This is a genomic window from Pseudoalteromonas sp. CR1 (assembly GCF_019392235.1).
Lineage (GTDB): Bacteria > Pseudomonadota > Gammaproteobacteria > Enterobacterales > Alteromonadaceae > Pseudoalteromonas.
In genome coordinates, this window is the sequence record NZ_JAHXRM010000001.1 from 274,119 (window position 1) to 300,928 (window position 26,810).

At 40.9% G+C, this 26,810-nt stretch carries 31 protein-coding genes; 22 read left to right on the forward strand and 9 right to left on the reverse strand.

All coding sequences use genetic code 11. The features are described from left to right. Positions 1 to 70 precede the first annotated feature (70 nt). The gene (locus KZZ04_RS01290; RefSeq protein ID WP_219421509.1) at positions 71 to 1,003 is read left to right on the forward strand and encodes a hypothetical protein; all 933 of its coding nucleotides are present in this window, start codon (positions 71 to 73) and stop codon (positions 1,001 to 1,003) included. A gap of 76 nt (positions 1,004 to 1,079) precedes the next feature. Here KZZ04_RS01290 and serA read toward each other — a convergent pair whose 3' ends face one another. The 5 genes from serA to metK form a co-directional block, all read right to left on the reverse strand. Then, the gene (gene serA, locus KZZ04_RS01295) at positions 1,080 to 2,309 is read right to left on the reverse strand and encodes a phosphoglycerate dehydrogenase (protein WP_058403044.1); all 1,230 of its coding nucleotides are present in this window, start codon (positions 2,307 to 2,309) and stop codon (positions 1,080 to 1,082) included. 9 nt (positions 2,310 to 2,318) lie between these two features. Further along, entirely contained in the window at positions 2,319 to 2,972 is a 654-nt protein-coding gene (rpiA, locus tag KZZ04_RS01300) for a ribose-5-phosphate isomerase RpiA (protein WP_219421511.1), read from the reverse strand. A gap of 53 nt (positions 2,973 to 3,025) precedes the next feature. Beyond that, positions 3,026 to 3,622 (reverse strand): 5-formyltetrahydrofolate cyclo-ligase, encoded by a 597-nt coding sequence (locus KZZ04_RS01305; RefSeq protein ID WP_219421513.1) that lies wholly within the window; start codon positions 3,620 to 3,622, stop codon positions 3,026 to 3,028. 20 nt (positions 3,623 to 3,642) lie between these two features. Further along, positions 3,643 to 4,191, reverse strand: a complete 549-nt coding sequence (locus KZZ04_RS01310; protein ID WP_219421514.1) for a hypothetical protein — start codon at positions 4,189 to 4,191, stop codon at positions 3,643 to 3,645. Between the two features lie 167 nt (positions 4,192 to 4,358). Continuing rightward, on the reverse strand, positions 4,359 to 5,510 hold the full coding sequence (metK, locus tag KZZ04_RS01315; RefSeq protein ID WP_058403040.1) for a methionine adenosyltransferase: 1,152 nt from the start codon (positions 5,508 to 5,510) through the stop codon (positions 4,359 to 4,361). Between the two features lie 305 nt (positions 5,511 to 5,815). Between metK and tkt the strand changes: the two genes are divergently transcribed. From tkt to KZZ04_RS01355, 8 genes are all read left to right on the forward strand, one after another. Next, positions 5,816 to 7,807, forward strand: coding sequence for a transketolase (gene tkt / locus KZZ04_RS01320; RefSeq protein WP_219421516.1), 1,992 nt, complete (start codon positions 5,816 to 5,818; stop codon positions 7,805 to 7,807). 184 nt (positions 7,808 to 7,991) lie between these two features. Next, a complete protein-coding gene (locus tag KZZ04_RS01325; protein ID WP_219421518.1) occupies positions 7,992 to 8,306 on the forward strand; it encodes a pyrimidine/purine nucleoside phosphorylase in 315 nt (104 codons plus the stop codon). Positions 8,307 to 8,477: 171 nt separating this feature from the next. After that, the gene (gene raiA / locus KZZ04_RS01330; RefSeq protein ID WP_058403037.1) at positions 8,478 to 8,834 is read left to right on the forward strand and encodes a ribosome-associated translation inhibitor RaiA; all 357 of its coding nucleotides are present in this window, start codon (positions 8,478 to 8,480) and stop codon (positions 8,832 to 8,834) included. A 139-nt stretch (positions 8,835 to 8,973) separates the two neighbouring features. Then, complete coding sequence (locus KZZ04_RS01335; protein WP_219421519.1) at positions 8,974 to 10,209, forward strand: NRAMP family divalent metal transporter; 1,236 nt, start codon at positions 8,974 to 8,976, stop codon at positions 10,207 to 10,209. Between the two features lie 77 nt (positions 10,210 to 10,286). Beyond that, positions 10,287 to 10,742, forward strand: coding sequence for a GNAT family N-acetyltransferase (locus KZZ04_RS01340; RefSeq protein ID WP_219421521.1), 456 nt, complete (start codon positions 10,287 to 10,289; stop codon positions 10,740 to 10,742). Positions 10,743 to 10,819: 77 nt separating this feature from the next. After that, positions 10,820 to 11,152, forward strand: a complete 333-nt coding sequence (locus KZZ04_RS01345) for a type II toxin-antitoxin system RelE/ParE family toxin (protein ID WP_219421523.1) — start codon at positions 10,820 to 10,822, stop codon at positions 11,150 to 11,152. Then, a complete protein-coding gene (locus tag KZZ04_RS01350) occupies positions 11,139 to 11,453 on the forward strand; it encodes a DNA-binding transcriptional regulator (RefSeq protein ID WP_219421525.1) in 315 nt (104 codons plus the stop codon). The genes KZZ04_RS01345 and KZZ04_RS01350 overlap by 14 nt, the downstream gene beginning before the upstream one ends. A 6-nt stretch (positions 11,454 to 11,459) precedes the next feature. Beyond that, positions 11,460 to 12,269, forward strand: coding sequence for a hypothetical protein (locus KZZ04_RS01355; protein WP_219421528.1), 810 nt, complete (start codon positions 11,460 to 11,462; stop codon positions 12,267 to 12,269). 250 nt (positions 12,270 to 12,519) lie between these two features. Here KZZ04_RS01355 and KZZ04_RS01360 read toward each other — a convergent pair whose 3' ends face one another. From KZZ04_RS01360 to KZZ04_RS01370, 3 genes are read right to left on the reverse strand one after another with little or no spacing between them, the layout of a single operon-like run. Beyond that, complete coding sequence (locus KZZ04_RS01360; protein WP_219421530.1) at positions 12,520 to 13,707, reverse strand: VWA domain-containing protein; 1,188 nt, start codon at positions 13,705 to 13,707, stop codon at positions 12,520 to 12,522. A gap of 1 nt (position 13,708) precedes the next feature. After that, positions 13,709 to 14,557 (reverse strand): MoxR family ATPase, encoded by an 849-nt coding sequence (locus tag KZZ04_RS01365; RefSeq protein ID WP_219421532.1) that lies wholly within the window; start codon positions 14,555 to 14,557, stop codon positions 13,709 to 13,711. A gap of 52 nt (positions 14,558 to 14,609) precedes the next feature. Further along, complete coding sequence (locus tag KZZ04_RS01370; RefSeq protein WP_138528875.1) at positions 14,610 to 14,849, reverse strand: DUF1653 domain-containing protein; 240 nt, start codon at positions 14,847 to 14,849, stop codon at positions 14,610 to 14,612. A gap of 60 nt (positions 14,850 to 14,909) precedes the next feature. Between KZZ04_RS01370 and KZZ04_RS01375 the strand changes: the two genes are divergently transcribed. The 11 genes from KZZ04_RS01375 to rpoS all read left to right on the forward strand — a co-directional run bounded on the left by KZZ04_RS01375 (position 14,910) and on the right by rpoS (position 22,495). Then, positions 14,910 to 15,389 (forward strand): DUF2947 domain-containing protein, encoded by a 480-nt coding sequence (locus KZZ04_RS01375; RefSeq protein WP_219421534.1) that lies wholly within the window; start codon positions 14,910 to 14,912, stop codon positions 15,387 to 15,389. Between the two features lie 74 nt (positions 15,390 to 15,463). Then, on the forward strand, positions 15,464 to 16,096 hold the full coding sequence (locus tag KZZ04_RS01380) for a hypothetical protein (protein WP_219421536.1): 633 nt from the start codon (positions 15,464 to 15,466) through the stop codon (positions 16,094 to 16,096). Positions 16,097 to 16,136: 40 nt separating this feature from the next. Next, entirely contained in the window at positions 16,137 to 16,424 is a 288-nt protein-coding gene (gene ftsB / locus KZZ04_RS01385; protein ID WP_006791955.1) for a cell division protein FtsB, read from the forward strand. Beyond that, positions 16,414 to 17,115 (forward strand): 2-C-methyl-D-erythritol 4-phosphate cytidylyltransferase, encoded by a 702-nt coding sequence (ispD, locus tag KZZ04_RS01390; protein WP_058403029.1) that lies wholly within the window; start codon positions 16,414 to 16,416, stop codon positions 17,113 to 17,115. Before ftsB ends, ispD begins: the two co-directional genes overlap by 11 nt. Next, the gene (gene ispF / locus KZZ04_RS01395; RefSeq protein ID WP_138528871.1) at positions 17,112 to 17,609 is read left to right on the forward strand and encodes a 2-C-methyl-D-erythritol 2,4-cyclodiphosphate synthase; all 498 of its coding nucleotides are present in this window, start codon (positions 17,112 to 17,114) and stop codon (positions 17,607 to 17,609) included. The genes ispD and ispF overlap by 4 nt, the downstream gene beginning before the upstream one ends. Further along, positions 17,606 to 18,658 carry a tRNA pseudouridine(13) synthase TruD gene (gene truD / locus KZZ04_RS01400; protein WP_058403027.1) on the forward strand — a complete coding sequence of 351 codons (1,053 nt, stop codon included), beginning with the start codon at positions 17,606 to 17,608 and terminating at the stop codon, positions 18,656 to 18,658. Before ispF ends, truD begins: the two co-directional genes overlap by 4 nt. Beyond that, on the forward strand, positions 18,639 to 19,403 hold the full coding sequence (gene surE / locus KZZ04_RS01405; RefSeq protein WP_058403026.1) for a 5'/3'-nucleotidase SurE: 765 nt from the start codon (positions 18,639 to 18,641) through the stop codon (positions 19,401 to 19,403). The genes truD and surE overlap by 20 nt, the downstream gene beginning before the upstream one ends. Next, on the forward strand, positions 19,393 to 20,031 hold the full coding sequence (locus KZZ04_RS01410) for a protein-L-isoaspartate(D-aspartate) O-methyltransferase (RefSeq protein ID WP_058403025.1): 639 nt from the start codon (positions 19,393 to 19,395) through the stop codon (positions 20,029 to 20,031). Before surE ends, KZZ04_RS01410 begins: the two co-directional genes overlap by 11 nt. A 9-nt stretch (positions 20,032 to 20,040) precedes the next feature. Continuing rightward, positions 20,041 to 20,619 carry a YqaA family protein gene (locus KZZ04_RS01415; RefSeq protein ID WP_058403024.1) on the forward strand — a complete coding sequence of 193 codons (579 nt, stop codon included), beginning with the start codon at positions 20,041 to 20,043 and terminating at the stop codon, positions 20,617 to 20,619. Positions 20,620 to 20,660: 41 nt separating this feature from the next. Next, a complete protein-coding gene (locus tag KZZ04_RS01420; RefSeq protein WP_058403023.1) occupies positions 20,661 to 21,485 on the forward strand; it encodes a peptidoglycan DD-metalloendopeptidase family protein in 825 nt (274 codons plus the stop codon). A 35-nt stretch (positions 21,486 to 21,520) separates the two neighbouring features. After that, the gene (gene rpoS / locus KZZ04_RS01425) at positions 21,521 to 22,495 is read left to right on the forward strand and encodes an RNA polymerase sigma factor RpoS (protein ID WP_058403022.1); all 975 of its coding nucleotides are present in this window, start codon (positions 21,521 to 21,523) and stop codon (positions 22,493 to 22,495) included. An 85-nt stretch (positions 22,496 to 22,580) separates the two neighbouring features. Here the strand turns inward: rpoS and mutS are convergent, their stop codons facing one another. Further along, positions 22,581 to 25,163, reverse strand: coding sequence for a DNA mismatch repair protein MutS (gene mutS / locus KZZ04_RS01430; protein ID WP_219421540.1), 2,583 nt, complete (start codon positions 25,161 to 25,163; stop codon positions 22,581 to 22,583). A gap of 21 nt (positions 25,164 to 25,184) precedes the next feature. Between mutS and KZZ04_RS01435 the strand changes: the two genes are divergently transcribed. Beyond that, positions 25,185 to 25,676 (forward strand): CinA family protein, encoded by a 492-nt coding sequence (locus tag KZZ04_RS01435; protein ID WP_219421545.1) that lies wholly within the window; start codon positions 25,185 to 25,187, stop codon positions 25,674 to 25,676. A gap of 65 nt (positions 25,677 to 25,741) precedes the next feature. Beyond that, a complete protein-coding gene (recA, locus tag KZZ04_RS01440) occupies positions 25,742 to 26,785 on the forward strand; it encodes a recombinase RecA (protein WP_058403019.1) in 1,044 nt (347 codons plus the stop codon). The last annotated feature ends 25 nt before the right edge of the window (positions 26,786 to 26,810 follow it).

Here is a 26,810-nt window from a genome sequence, read left to right on the forward strand (position 1 = left end):
ACAGCGGTTGCTATGCAATGTTACTCTTAAGCAAGTACAATTTTTATAAAAAATAAAATAAGGAAATAACATGAAAAAATTAATAATAGCAGCAGCGATTATTGCCACAGGTGTTGGCGGCGTTAGCTATGCTAACTATGTTGCAACCCAAGAGGTTCGTGCTGAAGTAGACAAGCAGCTGGCCATGGTGAGTGAGCAAACGGGTGCAACATTTAAATATGCTGGCTTATCAGCAAGTGTTATTTCAAAAAGTGTTGAAATTACAAACATGGAAGTAATAAGCCCTGAGGGCGAGAGTGTTGCCAACGTTCAAAGTATTGAAGTTAAAGGCTACGAAACTGATAAAATTTCACCGCATACATCGCTTGATGTAAAAAACCTGACACTGAGTAAAGACTTTATTGCCACACTGCCAGCTGACACAAACGCAATATTAGCGTCAGCAAGTTACAACCTGCATTCATCCTTAGATTATAATGAAGAGTCGGGTGAGAGCGATATGGTTGTTAAGCTCAATGCTAAAGATGTGATTAGTTTTAATATGGATATAGGATTAGCTAATTCTAAACCGCTTATGGATACGTCGCTTGCTATGAGCAAAGAGCAAAAGCAAGCGGGCGATACCCCTCTAACTTATGAGCAGCAGCTGCAACAACAAACACGTATGATGCAAGCAATGAGCAAACTTGAACCCCGTAACGCAAGCTTTGTCATAAATAACCAAGGGAAACTTAAAGAGTTATTTGAAAGTGAGCTTTCAAAGCAAGGTATGACTATTGAGCAAATGCAAACAATGCTAGCCCAGCAGTTAGAGCAAGCACCTATTACGGAAGAAATTGCTAGTGCGTTAACAAGCTTTGCAAGCGGTTTAAATTCGTTAACTGTTTCAGCAAAGCTACCTGAAGGCCAAACTATGATGGAAGTTAACCAGCAATTAATGATGCTAGCTGGTAAGCCAGAAGAACTGGTTAAGTTTATAAATTTAGAAGTTAAGGGCGACTAATCACGATAAGTTGTTAAATCATAATTTAAAAAGCCGCACTTGTTTAATCAAATGCGGCTTTTATTATAGATAATGTTTAGTGAAGAATACGCGCTCTAATTGTTCCCTCAACCGCACTTAGCTCTTTTAGTGCTACTTCAGAGTGGTCGGTATCAACGTCAATAACCACATAGCCAATTGCTTCATCAGTTTGTAAGTACTGAGCCGCTATATTGATACCGTGCTGCGCAAACGCTTGGTTAATTTGCGTAAGTACACCAGGGCGGTTGTGATGAACGTGTAATAAGCGGCTGCGGTTAGCAAGCTCTGGCAGAGATACCTCAGGGAAGTTAACAGCCGTAATTGTTGAGCCGTTATCTGAATATTTAGCTAATTTACCTGCCACTTCAATACCAATATTTTCTTGAGCTTCTTGAGTTGAACCACCAATATGCGGGGTTAAAATAACGTTATCGAAGTCGCGTAGTGGCGAGATAAATTCTTCATCGTTAGATTTAGGTTCAACAGGGAAAACATCGATTGCTGCACCGCTTAGCTTTTTCTCAGTAAGTGCTTCTGCAAGGGCGTCAATATCAACTACCGTGCCGCGCGAGGCGTTAATTAAAATAGCGCCTTGTTTCATTACAGCAAGTTCAGCTGAACCAATTAAGTTTTTAGTTTGCGGTGTTTCTGGCACATGCAAACTAATTACATCAGATCGCTGAAGTAGCTGAGTCAAGTTATGCACTTGTTTTGCATTACCGAGTGTTAGCTTATCTTCAATGTCGTAAAACTCGACGTTCATACCAATGTTTTCAGCCATGATACCGAGTTGCGTTCCAATGTGGCCATAGCCAATAATACCCAAGGTTTTACCACGAGCTTCAAACGAGCCTGTTGCTGTTTTTAACCACTCACCACGGTGGGCAGCAGCATTGCGCTCAGGGATCCCGCGTAGTAAAAGCAAAATTTCGCCAAGTACTAGCTCTGCAACAGAGCGAGTATTAGAAAATGGGGCGTTAAATACTGCAATACCACGCTGGCGAGCACTATTTAAGTCAACTTGGTTAGTACCAATACAAAAACAGCCTATAGCAATTAGCTTTTCCGCTGCATTTAAAACAGCTTCATTAATATGAGTACGAGAACGCAGACCTACAAAGTGCGCATCTTTTATACGCTCTTTTAGCTCGTCTTCAGGCAACGATGTTTTAACGTAGTCTATATTGCTGTAACCATTTCGTTTTAGCGTTTCAACTGCGCTTTGGTGCACACCTTCAAGCAAGAGAATTTTAATTTTGTCTTTTGCTAACGATACCTTACTCATAACCTCATCCTATTTAATTTGAGGCCCATTTTTAGTGCCGATAATTACTTTATCAGCACCACGCATCGCAAATAGGCCATTGGTAACTACGCCAACAATTTGATTTATATCTGTTTCAAGTTGTTTAGCATTGGTAATATTTAAATTATATACGTCTAAAATAACGTTACCGTTATCGGTAACTACACCTTGGCGATAGACTGGATCGCCGCCTAATTTCAATAATTCACGTGCTACGTAGCTGCGCGCCATTGGAATAACTTCAACTGGAAGCGGAAATTTCCCCAATGTGTCTACTAGTTTTGTGTCGTCAACAATACACACAAACTGCTTAGCAACTGCAGCCACAATTTTTTCACGGGTAAGTGCTGCGCCACCGCCTTTGATCATTTCGTTTAGGGCGTTAATTTCATCCGCGCCATCGACGTAAACATCGAGTGCATCTACCTCGTTTAGCTCAAATACTTCAATGCCGAGTTCTTTTAAACGTGCAGTTGAGGCTTCAGAGCTTGATACAGCGCCGACCAAGGTATCTTTAACGGTGCCAAGGGCATCAATAAAGTGATTAACGGTTGAGCCTGTGCCTACACCTACTATGGTGTTTTCTTTTACAAACTCGAGTGCAGCCCATGCGGCTGCTTTTTTTAATTCATCTTGTGTCATTATTTTGTGCTCTTGTATGTCAAACGTGTGCTGCAAGCATGTGAATAATCACATCACCAGCAGTGATTTTTGCTCGGTGTTATTATAGTTTTAAGTGGTACGTCCCAAGATTCTACTGGTAATAAATCAACTTTTTGGCACTCATGTGCAAGGCCTATAAGTTGCGGTTTTTGCCAGTTTTCATTGTGTAAACGAGCCAACGTTCTATCGTAAAACCCACCTCCCATTCCTAAGCGATTACCTTGATTATCGAATGCAACTAACGGCATAAGTAAGTAGTCAAGCTTGGGTAAAGGACATATTTGACTGCAATTTAGCTTAGGTTCAAAGATACCATAGCGATTTGCCCTCATGGGTGAGTTTTTCTCATAGCGCTGAAACAATAAGGTGGCGCCATTAAATGGGTGTATTACTGGTAGGTAAATAACATGATTTAAGTTCCATAATTCTTTAATTAACAAGGAAGTATCAAGTTCTCCGTCATTGCTTAAATAAATGGCGATATGCTGACTTTCAGCTGTTTTTTTTGATTTTAAGTATTGAATAAAATTCATACTTAATGATTGAGATGCTAAATTTTGCTGTTCACTAGACAGATTATTACGTAATTCGCGAATAGATTTTCTTATTTGGGCGCGTGATTCGCTCATTTTGTAAACTTACCACTTAGTTAAAAAGAAACCAGATCAGGAAACGCCAAGTACACCGCAAGTATAATAAGCAACGTAACAACCGTAGCAATTAACGAATAAAGCAATGCATTACTGCGTTTTTTAGGCTGAGTTATTAGCTCATCTTCAAGCAATAGCTCTTCATCTTTCCATTCGTCTTCATCTACTTCAGGGTTTTTTGTTTGGTTTTCGGGTAGGCGCTGTTCTAAGTCTTCGAGTTTTTCTTCTAACCTAATTAAGCTGCTAGTTATGTAGTCTAACGCATCAAAAATACGTTCATCTCGCTGGCTATCACTTACCGTTTGAGTGGCTTTTTCTGTACTTGTTGATACCGCTTGAAGTTTACTTTTAATGCCCAAACCCACAAGTAGCTTAGCTTGTTTTAACGCTTTGTTTTTATCGCTAGGCGCAAATAAAGGCTTACCATTAAAAAATAAGGCTACTTTTTCTTCTGAGATCTTTAGTTTTGCCGCTAGGTTTGTACACGCTGTTTTTGTGTCAACGTTATCAGCGAGTCCAGCAAACATAACGCGAAAATTATCGGTCATTTAAATATCCCTAAAGCTTTATAATTTAATGAGTATATACCTAAAGTATAAAAAAGTTCGAGGACCAATTAATAGTTATTTGTATAACCATAAATTAGCAGTGTTAAACAAAATAAGAAGCTATAAAAAACGGCCCTTAAAAGGACCGTTTTTTTATTGCTTTGCTCTTAAAGACCTGAAGCTGCGCGAAGTGCTTCAGCTTTATCTGTGCGTTCCCACGGGAATTCGTCACGGCCAAAATGGCCGTAAGCTGCAGTAGGAAGGTAGATAGGGCGCTCTAAATCAAGCATTTGAATTAAGCCGTATGGGCGTAAGTCAAAGTGCTCGCGAATTAGTTCGATTAAACGTGCTTCTTCTAACTTACCAGTTCCAAACGTTTCAACACTGATTGAAGTAGGCTCTGCAACACCAATAGCGTAAGACACTTGTAATTCACACTTATCAGCAAGGCCAGCAGCTACTACGTTTTTAGCCACGTAACGTGCAGCGTATGCAGCTGAGCGGTCAACTTTTGATGGATCTTTACCAGAGAAAGCACCACCACCATGACGGGCCATACCGCCGTATGTATCAACGATGATTTTACGACCAGTTAAACCACAATCACCCATTGGGCCACCAATTACAAAGCGACCTGTTGGGTTAATGAAAAATTTAGTTGCGCTTGTGATTAGTTCAGCAGGAAGTACTGGCTTGATGATTGTTTCCATCACTGCTTCAACTAAGTCATTTTGTGAGATATCTTCGCTGTGCTGAGTTGACAGAACAACTGCGTCAATACCAACTGGCTTGCCATTTTCGTATGCAAAAGTAACTTGAGATTTTGCATCTGGACGTAACCAGTTAAGCTCGCCGCTTTTACGTACTTGCGCTTGACGTTGAACTAAACGGTGAGAATACGTGATAGGTGCAGGCATTAATACTTCTGTTTCGTTACATGCGTAACCAAACATTAAACCTTGGTCACCAGCGCCTTGTTCTTCTGGGCTAGTGCGGTCAACGCCTTGGTTAATATCAGGAGACTGTTTACCAATTGTGTTTAAAATTGCACACGAGTCTGCATCAAAACCCATGTCTGAATGCGTGTAGCCAATTTCACGTACTGTTTTACGTGTAATCTCTTCTATATCAACCCATGCGCTAGTCGTGATTTCACCACCAACCATAACCATACCAGTTTTCACGTATGTTTCGCACGCAACGCGGGCATGAGAGTCTTGCTCTAGGATAGCATCAAGAACCGCATCAGAGATTTGGTCGGCGATTTTATCCGGATGACCTTCAGAAACAGATTCAGAAGTAAATAAATGTTTTGCCATTGTATTTCTGCTCACAAATATTGCGCTTCACAAACGTCGGTATTAGCGCTAAAAAATTAAGGGTCGTATTTTATCTAAAACAAAACACCTTGCATAGTGTTTTTACGCCTAGACGTCTAAATAAAATTAGTTATGACATTATGGTCTTAAAAAATATTCATAATACCTCATTTTTATAGGGTTTTTAATTGCACACAGCCCCCACAATAAGTAAGAATGGTCGCTATAACAGTGCTCATATAATTTGAGTACATAAACGAACACATAAATACCCGCGCAAATACATATATAAGGTAGGAGAATTCATGCCATCTCGCAAAGAACTTGCAAATGCTATTCGCGTCTTGTCAATGGACGCAGTACAAAAGGCCAAATCTGGTCACCCTGGAGCCCCTATGGGCATGGCTGATATCGCAGAAGTATTATGGCGCGATTATCTAAAACATAATCCATCAAATCCAGAGTGGGCAGACCGAGATCGATTTATTCTTTCAAACGGCCACGGTTCAATGCTTATCTATTCTTTATTGCACTTAAGTGGTTATGATTTACCGCTGGACGAAATTAAAAACTTCCGTCAAATGCACTCTAAAACACCAGGTCACCCAGAATATGGTTATGCGCCAGGTATCGAGACTACTACGGGCCCATTAGGTCAAGGGATCACAAATGCGGTAGGTATGGCAATTGCTGAAAAAGCGCTTGCGGCACAATTTAACCGTGAAGGGCACGACATTGTCGATCACCATACCTACGCATTTATGGGCGACGGTTGTTTAATGGAAGGTATTTCGCATGAAGCCTGTTCACTTGCCGGCACATTAGGCCTAGGTAAGCTAGTTGCTTTTTGGGACGACAACGGTATTTCAATCGACGGTGAAGTTGAAGGTTGGTTTAGCGATGACACACCAGCACGTTTTAAAGCGTACGGTTGGCACGTAATAAGCGGCGTTGATGGCCACGATAGCGATGCGGTAAGTGCTGCGATAGCAGAAGCAAAAAGCGTTACTGATAAACCAACGCTAATTTGTTGTAAAACAATTATTGGTTACGGTTCGCCTAATAAATCAGGTAGCCACGACTGTCACGGTGCACCACTTGGCGATGACGAAATTAAAGCGTCTCGTGAGTTTTTAGGTTGGACGGGCGATGCCTTTGAAATCCCTGAAGACATTTACGCACAGTGGGATGGAAAAGCTAAAGGCCAAGAGCTTGAATCAAGCTGGGACAAAAAGTTTGCAGCCTATGCAAAAGCATTCCCAGAGCTTGCCGCTGAATACAAACGCCGTACAAATTCAGATTTACCTGCGGATTGGGCTGAAAAGTCTCAAGCGTATATTGAAGAGTTACAAGCAAACCCAGCGAACCCGGCGTCACGTAAAGCGTCACAAAATGCATTAAATGCATTTGGTCCATTATTACCAGAATTTATGGGTGGCTCTGCCGATTTAGCAGGATCAAACTTAACAATTTGGGAAGGCTCTAAAGGCCTAACTGCTGACGATGCAAGCGGAAACTACGTTTACTACGGTGTGCGTGAGTTTGGTATGTCGGCAATTATGAATGGTATTGCGCTTCATAAAGGGTTTATTCCATATGGTGCAACGTTCTTAATGTTTATGGAGTACGCACGCAACGCAGTGCGTATGGCTGCATTAATGAAGCAACCAAGCATTTTTGTATACACGCACGATTCAATCGGTTTGGGTGAAGATGGTCCAACTCACCAACCAGTAGAGCAAATTGCCAGCATGCGTTTAACGCCTAACTTATATAACTGGCGCCCGTGTGACCAAGTTGAGTCGGCAATTGCATGGCAACAAGCTATTGAACGTAAAGATGGTCCTACATCGTTAATATTTACACGCCAAGGCTTAGAGCAACAAGCGCGTGACGCACAACAATTAAGCGATGTTAAAAAGGGTGGTTACATTCTAAGCTGTGATGGCAACCCTGAGCTAATTATTATTGCAACAGGCTCTGAGGTGCAATTGGCACAAGATTCAGCTACTGAATTACGCAGCCAAGGTAAAAAGGTACGTGTTGTATCTATGCCATGTACTGATGCGTTTGAAGATCAATCGCCTGAGTACAAAGAAAGCGTATTACCAGCAAGCGTTTCACGCCGCGTAGCGGTAGAAGCGGGTATTGCAGATTACTGGTATAAATACGTAGGCTTAAATGGCGCAGTAGTTGGTATGACTACTTTTGGTGAGTCTGCACCAGCTAACGAGCTATTTGAGCACTTTGGTTTCACAGTAGAAAACATTGTAAGCAAAGCAAACGCACTTTTTTAATCGTTTTGATTAAGTAAGTTAAGCAATTTAAGAACCCGCATATATTTGCGGGTTTTTTTATGCCTTATATGAAACAACTTCACCTTACCCCGTATCGCTTTTCTTGCAAGAAAGTGAGCTATCAGGCAAGGTAGTGCGATAAAATTTATGAATCATAATATTTAAATTAATAGCAGGAGCTAAAATGTCTCAGTTTGAAAATGTAAGTGTAGTTAAAAAAGCAAACGTGTATTTTGACGGTAAAGTATCGAGCCGTACGGTTGTGTTTAGCGATGGAACAACTAAAACATTAGGCTTTATGCAGCCGGGTGAATTTGTATTTGATACCAGTAAAAAAGAACTCATGGATTTGTTAGGTGGTCAGTGGGATATTTTATTACCAGGCGAGAGTGAGTGGAAAACATTTAACGCGGGCGAATCGTTTAATGTAGATGCTAACGTAAGCTTTAAAGTAAAAGTAACAGACTTTGCCGATTACTGCTGTTCTTACACAGACTAAACGCTAGACGTCTGAAAGCCCATACCTTATGGGCTTTGCATAAAGTTTGCGCAACCTATGATTTAAATCAGATAAACGAGTAAATAAACCTCAAAAATCTCTCTTTTTTCCTTGTGTTAATCTAAATAGCCCCCAATACTATTTATGAGGTAACAAATAAAAGGATACCCTATGAAAATTAATCTTTCTGGTCACCATGTTGAAGTTACTGACTCTATTAGAGAGCACATCAACGAAAAATTTTCTAAAATTGAGAGCCATTTTCCATCACTTATTTCTCTCGATATGATCTTGTCTAAAGAGCATCATAAAATCCAAGCAGAAATTAGCACTAATTACGAAGGTGCGCGAATATCAGTAAAAGGGGAAAACGAAGTAATGTACCCAGCTATTGCAAGCGCAGCTAAAAAACTCGATGCAGCACTAAAACATCGAAAAGGCCAAATAAAAGCAAACTTACACGAAAAGCCTGTTAGTACAACACCAGAAATAGCACATGAGATCATCCAAGAGATGGATCTTAAATAAACGGTCAAAATGTTACATAAAAAAGAGCCTTTAGGCTCTTTTTTATTGCCTGTAATTTAGGTAAGTTATTCGCTCTTGCAGATTATTAATTGAATAAATTAGTAAAAAGAGCGCATAACACACACAATTTGAGAAATTAATGCAACAAACACAAGCAATATGGAAATCTCGTATAGGCGCTCTTGGCCCGGGTATTTTAATGGCCACCGCCGCAATTGGAGGCTCACACTTAGTTGCATCAACTCAAGCAGGCGCATTATTTGGTTGGCAACTTTTTTGGCTTATATTGGCGGTAAACGTATTAAAATATCCTTTTTTTCGTTTTGGTATGGAATACACCTTAACCACTAAGAATAGCTTAGTAGAAGGCTATAAAAACAAAGGGCCCGTTTATTTTTATAGCTTTATAGGGCTTAACATACTTGCAGCCATAGTAAATACCGCTGGTGTATTACTGCTCACAGCAAGTTTACTGCATTATGCGTTGCCAATAGTGATAGAAGTAACGCTGCTATGTTGGATATTGCTCGGTGTATGCTTAGCAATATTATTGTTAGGGCACTTTAAAGCGCTAGACAGCGTTGCTAAAGGCATAATGGGGCTATTAACGTTAGCTACAGTTATTGCACTGGTTATTGCGTTTAGTAATGGCCCAATGGCGCCAGCTGATTATGTTGGCCCATCACCTTACGAGCTGGCTATGCTAAGCTTTATGGTCGCGTTAATGGGATGGATGCCAGCACCAATAGAAATATCAGCCCTTAGCTCGCTTTGGCTAAAAGAAAAACAAGCCCAGCAAACAGTCACTAAAAGCCAAGGCTTGTTTGATTTTAACGTAGGGTATTGGTTAACAGCGTGCTTAGCATTAGTATTTTTTAGTTTAGGCGTGCTGGTGCAATACGGGCAAAGCAGCAATATAGGGCTTGGCGGTGTTGCTTTTGCTAAACAACTTATCGATATGTACGCACTCACAATAGGCGAGTGGGCAAGGCCGCTAGTATCAGCCATTGCTTTTTTATGTATGTTTGGCACTACACTTACCGTGCTTGACGGCTACGCACGCACACTTAACGAATCACACAAATTACTTGGTTTTAAGCAATCAAAACACAGCTTAAATAGTTGGCTTGTACTACAAGCACTAGCTGGCATGGCCGTTATTTTATTTTTTAAATCAGCCCTTGGCCCCATGCTTACCTTTGCCATGACACTTGCTTTTGTAACCACCCCCGTTTTTGCATGGCTTAACTTTAGCCTTGTACGCTCAGAGCCCGCCATTAAACACAGCGTGCTATTACGCAGCTTAACGTGGTTAGGGCTAGTGTATTTAGTCGGTTTTGCTGCTGCCTTTGTTGTGTGGAAACTAGCAGCTTAAATTTTGCTATTTACTTAAGGGCTTTACTTAAGTGCATTAGTTAAAGCCCTAAAGCATAAAATTTAAATGAGGCATAAATGGATATAAGAACAGGCGAGCTTTCAAACCCACACGTTATAAAGTTACTACAAGCACATCATAACGATATGCTAAAACACTCACCTGCTGAGAGCGTACATGCACTGGATGTAACTAAACTCACTCAGCCCAATATAATCTTTTATAGCTTATGGATTGATAATAATTTGGCGGGTGTTGGCGCATTAAAAGCCTTCGATGCTACACATGACGAAATTAAATCAATGCGCACCTCACGCAACTATTTACGCCAAGGTATAGCGGCTAAGGTACTTACGCACATTATTGAGCAAGCAACACTGCGAGATTACAAAAAGTTAAGCTTAGAAACTGGAACAGCAAAGGCATTTTTGCCCGCGCAAAAGCTCTATACTCAATTTGGTTTTAAAGAGTGCGAACCATTTGGTGATTATGAGCTAGACCCATATAGCTTGTTTATGAGTAACGTGCTTTAGCTAAAGCAAGAGATACCTGCCGCACTCGTTTAAAATCTTTAATTGAATTTGTACGCTATCTGCGTATACTTCAATGTATGAAAAGCCTATTTGTTGAATCAAACATATTTGAAAAGTACCGAGAGTTGTACTTGAGTGATGACGAGTATCGTTTATTTCAAGCAGATCTAATGGTTAACCCAAAACAGGGCGATGTGATTCAAGGTACAGGCGGCTTACGTAAAGTACGAGTTGCGAGCAAAGGAAAGGGTAAGCGTGGTGGTTCAAGAGTTATATATTATTACTTGGACGATAAAAGACGTTTTTATCTACTCACTATTTACAGTAAAAACGAAGTAACCGATTTAACAATAGATCAGAAAAAGCAATTAAAAGAATTCTTAGAGGTGTGGCGCAATGAGCAAACGTGATTTATTTTCAGAATTAACTACAGCACTTGTGGACGCCAAAGCGCATTCACAAGGAAAACTTACGTTACGTACTCATACGGTAAATGATATTAACGATCTTGCTATCTCACCTGATGAAATAGTAAATATTAGAGAAACATTTAATATGTCGCGCGGTGTATTCGCAAACATTTTACATACTTCAGCAAGAACGCTCGAAAACTGGGAACAAGGACGGAGTGCACCGAATGGGCAAGCGATAACTTTATTAAAGCTTGTGCAGCGACATCCTGAGATGCTTAATCATATAGCTGAGTTGTAGGGTTTTATGGAATACAACGCCATTGAAATTGAAACTATTCAGCTGAAAGTTATAACAGAAGCAATAGATGAAATGGTCAATCATGAGGCCATGAATTTCCCGAAACGAAATACTGATGTAATCGTAGGTTTTTCGTCAAGCACTCACAAAAAAGTTTTTAACATCTTACTTGTAGATTTCCTATCAAATCTTGATAAAGGTTTATTTAATAACTCTTCGTCTTGCCTCAAGGCATTAAGAGAAGTATGTAATAGCCCATCCTTTAATGCTAGCAACTCAATAGCCTGTCTTGAAAAAAATGTTTTTATTTTTAAAGAATGGCTTGAGGAAGAAGTTAGCATAGATACGTGGTTTCCTTCTATTGAGCTGAATATAGACTTAAAAATTCGACGTTTTGATTTTATAAAAATCTGCGGTAATACCTGCAAGCACAGTCTTGGCAGACTTACTAAAACAGCAAATGATCTGCGCAAAATATTTCAAAATAATGGTAAAAACATATCAGAAGAAGAATCATTCCTAGCGCTTGAAGACTTCCATGAAAGGTTTCATACAGACATATTAAGCTACCACGCTAGCTACCTTTGTGAAATGATAAATAATATTCGCTGGGGGATACATTTATATTTGCTTCCAGAGTTTCAGCGTAGTCATACATGGATAAATAGGGATGAAGGTAGTTATAAGTACTTGATTCCTTGTAATATAAAAACCCAGTTTACGAAAAACTGTTACTGGGAGTTAATGAATGAAGTTAGGAGGAAGCCTCATGTTCAACCGTTCTCCGCTGATAAACATCTTAAAATTGAGTATTAAGTAGCTTTCGGGGTACAATAATTTTGTTGTTTTCGATGGCGCAATTTATGCGAGTGTTATTTGCAACTCGGTAAGTGGGTTGTTTCTAGTTAATTCATCATTTTTGGCGGATGCCGCGGCTTCGTCACTTATCCCACTTACGCCTAAAGTAACTTTGAAAAGGTTGGTTAGGCCGAAGTCGCCACCCAACAATGTTATAGGCTCACGCCTGAAGTTCAGCTGCTAGCGCTGAGCCGAGGTAAATTAATATCTAGCTCAGCTCTTTTATCGCGCTACTTATCCCATCTAAACTCAACGGGTACATGCGGTTATCCATTAGCTGCTTGATAAAATAAATTGATTGATAGTACGGCCAGTGTTCAACCGGTTGTGGGTTGAGCCACGCGACTTTATCAAAGTGGTTGGTGATTCGTGATAACCATGCGCTGCCGGGCTCTTCGTTGTAATGCTCTACCGAGCCGCCCGGGTAGGCAATTTCGTATGGGCCCATAGTGGCATCACCCACAAATATTACTTTATAGTCGCTGGTAAATTTATTAATCAGCGTCATGGTGTCTATTACGTTTGAATGGCGGCGCGCATTGTCTTGCCAAACGTGTTCGTATAAACAGTTATGAAAGTAGTAAAACTCTAGGTGTTTAAATTCACCGTGGGCGGCGCTAAATAGCTCTTCGCAGGTATGAATGTAGTCATCCATTGAGCCGCCAATATCAAATAGCATCAATACTTTTACGGCATTATGGCGTTCGGGTGCCATTTTTACATCTAGCATGCCGCCTTGCTTTGCTGTCGCGCGAATGGTCTCGTTTAAATCTAGGGTGTCGCTTGCGCCAGTACGGGCAAATTTACGTAGTTTTTTAAGGGCGAGTTTAATAGTGCGCGAGCCAATTTCTCTGTCGGTATCGAGGTTACGGTATTCGCGTTTATCCCACACTTTTACTGCTTGACGGTTGCGGTTACCGTCTTGCCCTATACGCACGCCTTCTGGGTTATAGCCGTAGGCACCAAAAGGCGATGTGCCGCCAGTGCCGACCCACTTATTGCCGCCAGCATGGCGTTTTTGTTGCTCTTGTAAACGCTCTTTTAGGGTTTTCATTAGCTCGTCGAGCCCGCCCATGGCTTTTAGCTGGGCTTTTTCTTCATCGCTTAGGTGTTTTTCAAATTCTTTGCGTAGCCAATCTTCAGGTAGGTTGTGCTTTTGCTTTAAGCTCTCGAGTAGGTCTAAGTCGGCAATGCCGCTAAAATAGTCGCTAAAGGCTTTATCGAACCTGTCAAAATGGGTTTCGTCTTTTACCATTATGGTACGGGCTAAATGGTAAAAGGCGTCTACGTCAGCAAATATAACGCCTTTTTTTAAGGCGTTAATTAAATCGAGTAGTTCGCGCAGGCTTACCGGTAAGCGGTATTCTCGTAGTTTGAAGAAAAACGCAATCAACATCTTAGCGACGACTCATAAACGCGAGTTTTTCGATTAGGCTTATGTCTTGCTCGTTTTTAAGTAGCGCGCCAAACATTGGCATTAAACCGCCTTTTTGGGTTTTGTCGTGCAGTGTTTTTGCATCTATGTCTTCTGCCAGTAAAAGCTTTAACCAATCGAGTAATTCGCTGGTGGAGGGCTTCTTTTTAAGGCCATTGGCTTCACGTAAGTTAAAAAATACCTCTAGCGCTTGACGTACTAAATCTTGCTTAACGTTGGGGTAGTGTACGTCAATAATTTGCTGCATTTCGTCACTACTTGGAAAATCAATATAATGAAAAAAGCAGCGGCGTAAAAAGGCATCTGGCAATTCTTTTTCATTGTTTGAAGTGATGATCACAATAGGGCGCTCTTTGGCTACAATGCGCTCGTTGGTTTCGTAAACATGAAACTCCATTTTATCGAGTTCGAGTAGTAAATCGTTTGGAAACTCAATATCGGCTTTATCTATTTCATCAATTAAAAGTACAGGGCGTTTACCGTTAAGCTCGGCATAGTTAAACGCTTGCCACAGTTTACCTTTAACAATGTAGTTGCCAATGTTATGTACGCGTTCGTCACCGAGTTGGCTGTCGCGTAGGCGCGATACGGCATCGTATTCGTACAAACCTTGCTGCGCTTTGGTGGTCGATTTAATGTGCCACTGGATAAGCTCGGTATCTAAACTTTTTGCAAGCTCTTCGGCCAGCATGGTTTTACCCGTGCCTGGTTCACCTTTAATAAGTAATGGTTTTTCGAGCATAATGGCGGCATTTACAGCCTGTTTTAGCGAGCTGCTTGCGATGTAATTGTCAGTAGAATTAAATTGCACGGTTTACCCTTGTCTGGTCTGAGCAGTATTGAATGGGCTTATAATGCCACAGTTAATCTGCAGGTCCAAGGTAGGCAAAACGAGGTATAGTTTTACCCTCTTTTTCAACGGTTTCTAAAAACATACTAAGTGGCCGTGCCCAAATACCAAATTCACCGTACAAGGCCTGGTAAATAACTAGCTGCTCGTCTGTTTCGCTATGGGTTGCTTGATATAAAACTTTGTACTGCGGGCCTTTGTAGTGTTGATATAAACCTGATTTGAGTGAAAGTGGTTTTATTGCTGTAGTCATGTTTTGATCTCTTGTATAATTTACGTTTGCACTTTGAATGCTAACTAATTTGCCAATATTATGAACTATATTTCGTTAGATGATTACAGAAAAGCGTGGGTTTTTCGCCATAAAGACATTCCGGTATCAAGCGATGACGCAGTTAAAATAAAACCAATGAGTGACGAGCGCGCAGCGGTGCTTTGGAGCACAATGGTAAGCCGTGAGTTTGACCACCCCGATTTTTTTGATGACAGTATGTGGTGCGGTCAAGATAAAAGCTTTAGTGGTGAAGTTAACTGGGAAGCTGCTTGGGAAAATGGCGATGCTTTACCACCTCAAGAAATTTTAGAGTTTTTAGGATGGGAAGCAAATACCACCGTTTATTTTTGTATGGCACGCGACAATATTATTGAGACGTCGTTTGATGTATTTAAACGTAATTGGCAAAATTTTATGTTTTTAGCCGATGGCAGTTTACTAATTGGTAAAAAACGCAACAGTGTTGTGCAATTTTTAGAGTCGGGTAAAGCTAAGTTAGGTGAAAAGCCAAGCGCTTAATTTATTATGCATGCTTAAAAACTATTCAGTACTGTGTTATAAAACAGTTATCTGAATGTTTTTGAGTAGAACAATTGGTCGCGAAAAATCAGTCACTTGGTGAACAGCAGCAAGTTGAAATTTGGCAAACTGATGCGCAAAAAGCGCTTTATGCGCAGTTGTGCAATGCATTTTATCAGCGAGAAGTTCAGCGGTTAGTTGCTGAGCCTAATGCCGATAAGCTGCGTAGGCAGTTAAAAAGTTTGCCTTATTACATTGAACGAGCTGCATCGCTTGTAGTAAACGGGCATTCACCTTTTACGCTTGATGCACAAAATGGCTCGTGGCTCGAAAAACAAAAAGCAACACCGCCCGATGTAAATGAACAAGCCAATGAACTTTTTTTTCATGCACATGCCAAAGTGGGGCTGATTGTTCCTGTTGTGGTAAACCAGTATGACAAGTTGCACCTTAGAATAGACAGCATTGATCAGGTGTCTGAAAATAAGTTGCATTGCAACGAACTAGGGTGGTTTGATTTTTTAGGCGAGAGCCTTGAAGAACAAAATGCGCAATTAATTAAACCGAGTAAAATAAGTTTAGCAGCAGCATGTTGTGGCCACCAATGGCAGTTTTCAAAGCGCAGTATTCCGCGTGTTTTATCATTACGTGAAATGCTACTGGCAGGGAATATTAATTGGCGCAATATAAAACGCCCATTAGCTTAGTTAAGCTAAAACTTTTAAATAATGAAATAAGGAGTGTTAAATGCGTGTTTTTCAAGTTTGCTTACTGTGCTTAGCACTGTTTGTTCAATACAGGTTATGGTTTGGTCAAAATGGTGTGCAAGACTACTCGCGCTTAAAAGGCGCGGTGGCAACCCACCAAGACACGAACGAAAAGCTAATAAAACGTAATAAAGTGCTTAAAGCCGATATAGAAGATTTAAAACTTGGCCTTGAAGGCATTGAAGAACGTGCTCGCAACGAATTAGGAATGATTAAACCGGACGAAACATTTATTCGTGTTTTACCGGGTAACCAATATGAGAAATAAACAAACCATAGTCGCGATTGTACCCGCAGCGGGTGTAGGCAGCAGAATGCAGCACAATGCACCTAAACAATATATACAATTAGCGGGTAAAACAATTTTAGAACACACCCTAACTAAACTATCTCAATTACCACAACTACAAGCTATTGTTGTTGCCCTCAGTGATACAGATCCATACTTTGACGACTTACCACTAACAGATGCTCGTATTGTCCGAGCTACTGGTGGAAAAGAGCGAGCTGACTCAGTGCTAAATAGTTTGTTATTTTTAGCACCTAACCCACCAGATTGGGTATTAGTGCACGATGCAGCGCGCCCGCTGGTAGATATAACAGATATAGAGCGCCTGATTAATGAGTGCCTTAGTGCAAATGAAGGCGGGATTTTAGCCAGTAAAGTAAAAGATACCATTAAACGTGGCGGTACACACTCAAAGCAAACCGTACCAAGAGATGACTTATGGCAAGCGCTCACGCCTCAATTTTTTAAGTACAATGATCTTAAAGATGCGCTACAAAATGCGTTACAAAATGGCGCAACTATTACTGACGAAGCCAGTGCTATTGAGTGGGTAAACAAACCAGTAAAACTGATAGCGGGTCGTAGCGATAATATTAAAATAACCACGCCAGAAGACTTAGCTTTGGCGGGGTTTTTATTAAATAAACAACAAAACGAGAGCGCAGTATGATACGAATTGGCCATGGTTTTGACGTTCATAAATTTGGCGGCGAAGGCCCGTTAACTATCTGTGGTGAAAAAATTGATTACCCGCAAGGCTTTTTAGCACACTCTGACGGCGATGTAGCTATTCATGCATTATGTGATGCTATTTTAGGTTCACTTGCTATGGGGGATATTGGTAAGCACTTTCCTGATACAGCGAGCGAATATGAAAATATAGACAGCCGTATTTTGCTTCGTCATGTTGTTAAATTAGCTAAAGACCAAGGTTATGTTTTAGGTAATGGCGATGTAACTATTGTGGCACAAGCACCAAAAATGCTACCGCACATACAGGCTATGCGCGTAAATTTAGCCAGCGATTTAAACTGCGATCTTAGCCAAATAAATGTTAAAGCTACCACAACCGAAAAGCTCGGTTTTGAAGGGCGCAAAGAGGGTATTTCTAGTCATGCAGTGGTTATTATGAGTAAAGAACCTACGAGTACAACAAACGCATGAGCGACTTAAATTATTTATACGGTGCGCCACTTTCTAAAGCTGATTTTAAAACCATTGCTGAAGACTTTATGGTGGATGAAGAGCTGGGTATTGAGTTTACTGGTAGTGGTGAGCATGTATGCTTACAGGTGGTTAAAAAGGGCGAAAATACACAATACGTGGCTAAAATTATCGCTCAAAAGGCCGGGGTATCGCCCCGTGAAGTAAGTTATGCAGGCATGAAAGATCGCCATGGTGTGTGTAGCCAATGGTTTAGTGTAAAAGTGCCAATTAAAAAGCACATAGATTTTACAGAGCTGAACAGCGAGAGTATTTTTGTAGTATCTCAGCAGCGCCATGAGCGAAAGCTACGAACGGGTTGCCACAAAGGCAATAAATTTACCATTACCCTTCGTAATGTAACCGAGCCGCTTGATATATTATGCCGCATAAACGCGGTTCGCGCAGGTGTACCTAATTATTTTGGCGAGCAGCGTTTTGGTCGCGATGGTCATAATTTAGTGATGGCCGAAAAAATGTTTGCTGGCGAGCGTATTCGCGATAAAAAGTTACGCGGTATTATTATTTCAGCTGCGCGTTCACATATTTTTAATCAGCTTGTAAGTTTACGTGTAAAAGAGCACGGTCTGGCTAAAACGATGCATCGCGAAGTGTTTATGCTCAGTGGTAGTAATGCGTTTTTTGAAGATGCGATTAATGACGAAAACATAGAACGTTTAGCTTCTGGCGATATAGTTATGTCGGCACCAATGGCTGGTAAAAGTGATAAAGGGTTAACTGAGCAAGAAAAAATATGGCTTAAACCGTATCAAGCATGGTGCGATGGCTTAGGTGAGTTAGGGCTTAAAAATGAGCGCAGAATGTTGCGTTTGATTCCTGATAGTTTAGCTGTAGAAACGCTAGATGACACGACTCTTAAGCTCAGTTTTGGTTTACCCAAAGGGTGTTTTGCCACCGCGTTATTACGTGAGCTGGTGGACTATAAAGATGCAAGTCCCAAAGAGCGAAAAGAAAAGGATGATGGCATAAATGAAAATACTGTTAAGTAACGATGATGGCGTTAATGCTAAAGGCATAGCGGTTTTATATAACGCACTTACGCAAATTGCAGACGTCACTTTGGTGGCACCAGACCGTAATTGCAGTGGTGCGAGTAACTCGCTAACATTAATGAACCCATTGCGGGCAACACCGCTAGAAAACGGATTCATATCGGTCAATGGCACACCTACCGATTGTGTGCATTTAGGTGTTAATCAATTGGTTTCAGAAAAACCAGATTTAGTAGTGGCAGGTATTAACCATGGTGCCAACTTAGGTGACGATACGCTTTACTCTGGCACCGTTGCCGCTGCTACTGAGGGGCGTCATTTAGGGTTGCCTGCAATTGCGGTTTCCCTTTGCTCACACCATGGCGAGCACTTCGAAACAGCTGCAGCGGTCACAGTCAATATTATTAAAGAGCTTGCATCGCACCCATTACCAAAAGATCAAATCATTAATATTAACGTGCCTGATGTTCCGCTAAGCGAGTTAAAAGGTGTGCAGGTTACGCGTTTAGGTGCTCGGCATAAAGCCGAAACCATGACCAAGCAAACCGATCCATGGGGACGAAGTATCTATTGGTATGGCTCGCTTGGCACAGAGAGTGATGCAGGCGAAGGAACAGACTTTTATGCCATTAATAATGGCTTTGCATCTGTAACACCTTTAAGCGTTGATATGACAGCGCACGACAGCATAAATGCCCTTGGAAACTGGTTATCTGATTTGGAAATAAACCGTGCTTGCTAATTACACACGCAGCGCGAAAGTATTATCAGATTTACTTAAACGTGAAGGCGTTGAGGATCAAGGTGTACTTGATGCTATTGCAAATATACCGCGTCATTTATTTATTGATGATGTGTTGCAACATAAAGCTTATGAAAATACTGCGCTACCTATAGGGCAAGGACAAACTATTTCACAGCCCTATATTGTTGCCCGTATGACTGAGCTACTAAGACTTGCGGGTGTGCGCGATAAAGTATTAGAAATTGGCACGGGCTCTGGCTATCAAACAGCGGTGCTTGCTAAAACGTTTACTAAGGTTTACTCGGTAGAGCGTATAAAAGCACTGCAATGGCAAGCAAAACGTCGCTTGCAGCAGCTTGATTTATACAATGTAACAATGAAACATGGAGATGGCTGGCAAGGTTGGCAATCTCAAGCACCATTTAACGGTATTATTGTTACGGCTGCGGCTGCTACCTTACCTCAGGACTTGTTAAGTCAATTAGCCGATGGCGGTGTATTATTAGCGCCGATTGGTGAAGTTGAGCAAAAGTTAACAATGGTTATTCGAAAGGGCGAAAGCTTTACAGAACATGTTATTGCACCAGTAAGATTTGTACCTTTGGTACCTGGTGATATTGAATAGGAATTCACTTTGAAGTTGTTTACTAAGTTGTACGATATGGCCCTAGTATGGGCAAAGCACCGTCATGCGGAGCGTTATTTAGCAGGAATGAGTTTTGCTGAGTCTGTTTTTTTTCCAATCCCACCAGATGTAATGTTAGCGCCAATGTCGCTGGCACAACCTAGCAAGGCGTGGCGTTTTGCAAGCTTTACCACCATTGCTTCTGTCTTGGGCGGTGTAATTGGTTATTTACTTGGGTTTTGGCTTTTTGAACCTGTTGTAGAGCCGCTAATTGCACAAATGCATTGGCAAGAAAAGTTTGATGTAGCGTTAAATTGGTTTAAAGAGTATGGCGTTTGGGTGGTATTTTTAGCTGGCTTTTCACCCATACCTTATAAAGTATTTACAATTGGTGCTGGCGTTTTACAGATGGCATTTTTCCCCTTTTTAATCGCTTCAGCAATTGGGCGCGGCGCCCGATTTTTTCTGGTTGCAGCGCTTATGAAATGGGGTGGAGCGCAAATGGAGAAAAAATTACGTCAATATATTGAAGTGCTTGGCTGGGCATTAGTGGTATTAATTGCTGTTGCGTACTTTTTATTGCGTTAAGCTACATAAAATAGCGTTATTTAAACATGGAGAAAAGTACGATGAATAAACAATTTATACTTTATGTTGCTTTGTTCATTAGTGTTTTTCTCTTTGGTTGTTCATCTCGCCACGTTCCGGCTCCTGTTAGTAGTTTAAATAATAATGTTAATGGCTCAAATCATTTAATTAACATTGCGGGTGGCAAATACACAGTACAAAAAGGCGATACGCTTTATTCTATCGCGTTTAGCGCAGGGAAGGATTTTAGAGAAATTGCTGAAAATAATTTAATTTCAAGCCCTTATGTTATATACCCCGGCCAGTCAATATCCCTGATATCCACGAGCAAAAAAATAAAAGGCTCAAAAAATTATACGAATTTGAGTAAAAAGTCTAGAAAAAACACACAAAATAATAACAAAAAATTAAAGAAAGGACTTGATCAGCCAAAAAAACGAGAGTATGTTCAAAAACAAGCCAGTAATAAAGTTAGTAACCAAAAGCAGTTATCGAGCGGTAAATTAGCGTGGTTTTGGCCAGCAAAGGGCAAAATTACCAAACGCTTTTCTAATAAGGAAAACGGCTATAAAGGCTTACAAATTACTAATAAAATGGGGGCTTCAGTTTTAGCCGCTGCACAAGGAACGGTGGTGTATGCGGGTAACGCGCTTCGAGGGTACGGTAATTTAATCATTTTGAAACATAATGATGATTATCTAAGTGCTTATGCACATAACTCGAAATTACTTGTAAAAGAAAAGCAAAAAGTTAAGGCAGGACAAAAAATAGCAGAAATTGGAAATTCAGAGTCTTCGGTTACCGCGCTTCGCTTTGAAATTCGTTACCGGGGGAAAGCTGTCAACCCTGCTAAATACCTTCCTTAGATTTTAGGTATTGATAATTGCTCTGGAGAAGGCTTATGGCTAATGCAGCAAAAATTGAAAAAAATATTAGCAATGACGACAAGTTTGATGAAAACACCGTTGAAGAAGCAACACCGTTACTTGAAAAAGTAGATGACGAAGACATATTTGCAAAAGAAGAAGTTACTAAAAACCTTGATGCCACACAACTTTACTTAGGTGAAATAGGTTTCTCTCCATTATTAAGCGCAGAAGAAGAAGTATTTTTTGCTCGCAAATCTTTAAAAGGCTGCGAAGCCTCTCGTAAACGCATGATTGAAAGCAATTTACGTTTAGTTGTTAAAATTGCCCGTAGATACAATAACCGTGGACTTGCACTACTCGATTTAATTGAAGAAGGTAACTTAGGGTTAATTCGCGCTGTTGAAAAGTTTGACCCTGAGCGCGGCTTTAGATTTTCAACTTATGCAACATGGTGGATACGTCAAACAATTGAACGTGCCATTATGAACCAAACACGCACCATTCGTTTGCCTATCCATGTAGTGAAAGAGCTTAATGTTTACTTACGTACAGCACGAGAGCTAACCCAAAAGCTCGACCATGAACCAACTGCTGAAGAAATAGCTGAGTGCTTAGATAAGCCAGTTGAAGACGTAACCAAAATGCTACGTTTAAACGAAAAAATAGCCTCGGTTGATATGCCTATTGGTGGCGAAAACGATAGCGTTCTGCTAGATATTTTACCTGACGAAAAAGGCAATGGTCCAGAAGGTGAAGTACAAGACAACGAAATTAATAAGCACATTGTTGATTGGTTAGGAGAGTTAAACCTCAAGCAACGTGAAGTGCTCGCTCGCAGGTTTGGGTTACTCGGCTACGAGCCATCTACACTTGAAGATGTAGGCCGGGAAATAGGCCTAACACGAGAGCGAGTAAGACAAATACAAGTCGAAGCACTACGTCGTTTAAAAGATATTTTGCAACAAGAAGGGTTAAGCACTGATAGCTTATTTAACCAATTTTCTTAATAGTAAATGTAAGGCCTTACTGGGCTGGAATAAAAAAGCCGAAGAAATTAATCTTCGGCTTTTTTATGTTTTTTACAAGGCAAACTTAAAGCAATGTTTTTAATTTATAAAGCAATTCGTGAGCTTGTCTGGGTGTTAAGTTATCTGGATCAATTGACTTTAACTGTTCTTCCACTTGTGAAGGCTCAATAATCGCTTCGTTATTAAATGAAAATGTTTGTTGTTCTGTATTAGGCGCCGTTACACTTTGATGGTTTTCGAGTAGCTTAAGTTTTTGTTTAGCTTGCGCAATTACAGCTTTAGGTACGCCTGCAAGAGCGGCGACTTGTAGACCAAAGCTTTTGCTTGCTGCACCGTCTAGCACGGTATGCATAAATGCGATTGTGTCATTATGCTCTATTGCATCTAGGTGAACGTTTACAAGGCCTTGAGTTTGCTCTGCAAGCTCTGTAAGTTCAAAGTAGTGTGTTGCAAATAGTGTTTTAGCTGAAATTTTTGATGCTAAATGATCGGCCGTGGCATACGCAAGCGAAAGCCCGTCGTAGGTGCTTGTTCCTCGCCCAATTTCATCCATTAACACTAACGACTGCGCTGTCGCATTATTTAAAATAGTGGCGGTTTCGGTCATTTCAACCATGAAGGTTGAGCGGCCAGAGGCTAAATCATCACTTGCACCGATACGCGTAAATATACGGTCTATATTACCTATTTTCGCGCTATCAGCAGGCACATAACTGCCAATGTGCGCCATGAGTGCAATAAGCGCTGTTTGGCGCATATAGGTTGATTTACCACCCATATTTGGACCTGTAATAATCAACATTTTGCGCTGGCTATTAAGCTCTACAGGATTTGCAATGAAGGGTTCTTTCATTACTTGCTCTACAACGGGGTGACGGCCTTGTGTAATGCTAATGTTGTCATTGTCGCATAACTCTGGTTTAGCATAATTAAGCGCAAAGGCGCGCTCTGCTAAGTTGTTTAGCACATCTAAGTCAGCAAGCGATGCGGCCATTATTTGAAGCTGTTCAATGTGAGGTGCTATAAATTCAAATAACTCCTCGTATAGTTGTTTTTCAAGCGCGAGTGCTTTTGATTGGCTGCCAAGTACTTTGTCTTCATGCTCTTTAAGCTCAGGAATAATATAGCGCTCATTATTTTTAAGCGTCTGGCGACGAATGTAATCAGCTGGTACTAAATGAGAATTAGCACGGCTTACTTCTATGAAAAAGCCGTGCACTCGGTTATAGCCAATTTTTAATGTGCTAATACCTGTGCGTTCACGTTCGCGTTGTTCAAGCTGCTCAAGTACGTCCGTAGCACCTTTACTTAGGTTACGCCACTCATCTAATTCACTATTATAACCAGGTGCAATTACGCCCCCATCACGAATAAGTACTGGTGGATTATCAATAACAGCACGCTCTAGTAATACTTGTAATTCAGGTAGCTCTGGCGAGTGTTTGATAATACTCGCTATGCGCGGGTCGCTCGCATCATTTAATAAGTTATGTAGTGGTGCAAGTGCCTGTAGTGCACTGCGCAAGCGTGTTAAATCTCTTGGGCGTGCAGTGCATAATGCTAAACGCGCTATTACACGCTCTATATCACCAATATCTTTTAATGATTCATGTAATTCGCCGCAAAGCTGTACGTCTAAAATTGCGCTAATGGCATTTAAGCGAGAATTAAGCTCATTTTTATTACGAACTGGCGTATGGATTCGGCGTTTTAATAAGCGCGATCCCATTGCTGTAGCGGTTTTATCAAGTACTTGGGCAAGCGTATTTTCAAACCCGCCAGATAGGTTAACAGTAAGCTCTAAGTTTTTACGGGTTGCGGCATCTAAAATAACAGCATGCTCGTTATGTTCAAGCGTAATGGCGCGAATGTGAGGTAAAGCAATTCGTTGTGTATCTTTTACGTATTGCATTAAACAGCCGGCGGCTACGAGTGCAGTATGTGCTTTATCTACACCAAAGCCGACTAAATCTTTTGTACCAAATTGATCGCATAATAAGTGCTGGGCCGTATCTAAGTCGAACTCCCATTCAGGGCGGCGACGAGCGCCTTTGATATGCTCAATCAAATGGGTGTTTTCAAAGCTTTCGCTATATAAAAGTTCTGCTGGTGACAAACGCTGTAGAGTTGAACAAAATGCCTCATCGGTACTTACCTCTACAATGTTAAAACGACCAGAATTTATATCAAGGTAAGCGATTCCGTATTGGCCCTTTTTATTTTGCCAAACACTGGTCAGTAGATTGTCTTGTCGCTCTTGTAGCAGCGCTTCATCCGAAATGGTGCCCGGTGTTACAATACGCACTACTTTTCGCTCAACAGGACCTTTACTGGTTGCGGGGTCGCCAACTTGTTCACAAATAGCAACAGATTCGCCCATTTGTACTAAACGAGCTAGGTAGTTTTCTACGGCATGATAAGGCACACCTGCCATAGGAATTGGGTCGCCACCGGCTTTGCCGCGCTGGGTTTGCGAAATATCGAGTAATTGCGCTGCACGTTTTGCGTCGTCAAAGAAAAGCTCATAAAAATCACCCATACGATAAAACAATAAAATATCGCGATGCTCTGATTTTATTTTTAGATACTGCTGCATCATAGGGGTTTGTTGTTTTATAGTGTGTGGTGCAAAAAGATCAAACGACATGTATTTACCCAAAGGCTGAATATGGAATTACATCAAGAGATTAAAACACTTGCTGCGCAATTAGGTGCTATTTTAACGGATAAATGCTTATGGATCACTACTGCTGAATCATGTACGGGGGGAGGGGTCAGTTATGCCCTCACAGATACCCCCGGTAGCTCTGGATATTTAGGGCGCGCATTTGTCACATATAGTAATGAAGCGAAGCACGAATTACTCAATGTAGCGACGAATACGTTAGAGCAATATGGTGCTGTGAGCGAGCAAACAGTAAAAGAAATGGCGCTGGGTGCAAAAAATATCGCTAATGCTGACGTTGCTATTGCTATATCGGGTATAGCTGGGCCGGGTGGAGCAACACAAGATAAACCTGTAGGTTTTGTATGGTTTTGCCTACAAATTGCAGATAAACAATTTACATTTAAGCATATATTTAGTGGCGACAGGGCAAGTATAAGAGCTCAAGCTATTGAATTTTCATTAAAAATTGCGATTGAAAAGATAAAGTTATAAATTTTGCTTGATACTGTGATTTCATACAGTATACTTGTTCGCATTAGCCGGATTTGGAGAACAAAATGAACGATAATAAACAAAAAGCGTTAGATGCAGCCCTATCACAAATTGAGCGTCAATTTGGTAAAGGATCAATCATGAAGTTGGGTGACAACAAAGCCCTAAATATTGACGCCGTATCTACAGGTTCACTAGGGATCGACATTGCTTTAGGCATAGGCGGTTTACCAATGGGTCGTATTGTAGAAGTGTATGGTCCTGAATCATCAGGTAAAACTACGCTGACTTTGCAAGTTATCGCACAGGCTCAAAAAGAAGGCAAAACATGTGCCTTTGTTGATGCTGAGCATGCTCTAGATCCAGTATATGCACAAAAACTAGGTGTTAACATTGATGAGCTTTTAGTATCTCAACCAGATACGGGTGAGCAAGCGCTAGAAATTTGTGACATGTTAGTACGTTCAAGTGCGGTTGACGTGGTTATTGTCGATTCTGTTGCTGCACTTACACCAAAAGCTGAAATTGAAGGCGACATGGGCGACTCGCACATGGGCTTACAAGCACGTTTAATGTCGCAAGCATTACGTAAGCTTACGGGTAACATTAAACGTTCTAATACGTTATGTATTTTCATCAACCAAATTCGTATGAAAATTGGTGTAATGTTCGGTAACCCTGAAACAACAACCGGTGGTAACGCACTTAAGTTTTACGCGTCAGTTCGTATTGATATACGCAGAATTGGTTCTGTAAAGGAAGGCGATGAAGTTGTTGGTAATGAAACGCGTGTTAAAATTGTTAAAAATAAGGTAGCGCCTCCGTTTAAACAAGCCGAATTTATCATCATGTATGGTGAAGGTATTTCTAAGCAAGGTGAACTAATTGATTTAGGTGTTAAGCACAAAATTGTTGAAAAAGCAGGTGCTTGGTACAGTTACAATGGCAACAAGGTAGGCCAAGGTAAAAATAATTCGATCAAATTCCTAAAAGAAAATGTAGAAATTGCGAACGAAATTGAAGGCAAACTACGCGATATGTTATTGCTTAAAGCGACAATTGAGCCAGAAGACGGTGAAGATGTGCTAGGTGATGAAGGCGACCTTTAAGCTTTACAATGTTCTCTAAGCTTGA